This window comes from Oleiphilus sp. HI0128 (assembly GCF_001635365.1).
In genome coordinates, this window is record NZ_LWGG01000236.1 from 1 (window position 1) to 796 (window position 796).

Below are 796 nucleotides of genomic sequence, written 5' to 3' on the forward strand. Positions count from 1 at the left end.
TGGCAGACAGTATCCCGGCATTCTCTGGCATTTTAGAGTCACCCTTACTGAAGAAAACACTATTCCAGCGTAATTCTAACTTACCTTCTTCTTTCAACTTATCGACTAGGGCAAGCTGCTTTTCTTTCAGGTTATAGTGATGACCTTTTAAATACTGGTCAACCTGGTCATCAGCCAATGCCCACATTGTTTGGCTTGTACCCATCAATTCAGGCTGGTCTCGCATGGTTTTTGTTAACGTACGTAGCCAAGCCCTACTTACAATTTTGCGATACCTTTTGGAATGGCGCGACGCGTGGACTTAGCATTTCGCTCAGAAAACTCTACTTCAACTTGCACATAAGCTTGCTTCACAGCAGGCGCAGCAGTACTAAGGATATCGACCATGAAGAAGATCAGAAACGACAGAGTAAATACGACGGAGCTCTTTGCGAAAAGTTTGAAAAATCGCGAGGCACGATGCCGTTTACTTAAGGTCGGGTCGTAAAAAGGGTTAGAATTCTGTTTTGAAGTCATAGCCTGCTTATCTTGTATTTTTCTTTAAACTTACGGATTTGGGACAACGAGACCATATTGAGAATCAATGTGATCACAAATAAGACCAAGCCTAAGGCAAAAGCCGAAAGCGTTTGCGGTGAGTCAAAGGCGTGATCCCCGACAAGGGAGTCAACAATTCTCACTGTTACGGTGGTCATATCTTCTAAAGGGTTCCACGACAAATTTGGTCTAAGACCGGCAGCCATAACCACAATCATGGTTTCACCAATCGCTTTAGCAAAGCCAAGCAAACAGGCTG

At 44.0% G+C, this 796-nt stretch carries 2 protein-coding genes and 1 pseudogene; all 3 read right to left on the reverse strand.

What is annotated here, in order from left to right; translation table 11 throughout:
• Positions 1 to 265 (reverse strand): DUF3333 domain-containing protein (locus A3763_RS29870; protein WP_197482723.1); only part of this gene is annotated, 265 nt, incomplete at its 3' end.
• Complete coding sequence (locus A3763_RS29875; RefSeq protein WP_068759878.1) at positions 259 to 516, reverse strand: DUF3333 domain-containing protein; 258 nt, start codon at positions 514 to 516, stop codon at positions 259 to 261. The genes A3763_RS29875 and A3763_RS29870, both read right to left, overlap by 7 nt.
• Positions 513 to 796: pseudogene (locus A3763_RS03205) on the reverse strand (phosphate ABC transporter permease subunit PstC); the annotation flags it as partial. The pseudogene A3763_RS03205 and the gene A3763_RS29875, both read right to left, overlap by 4 nt.

Bases quoted from the DNA above. Each gene is read 5' to 3' on its own strand.
- A3763_RS29875 (WP_068759878.1), bottom strand. From the start codon at position 516: ATGACTTCAAAACAGAATTCTAACCCTTTTTACGACCCGACCTTAAGT.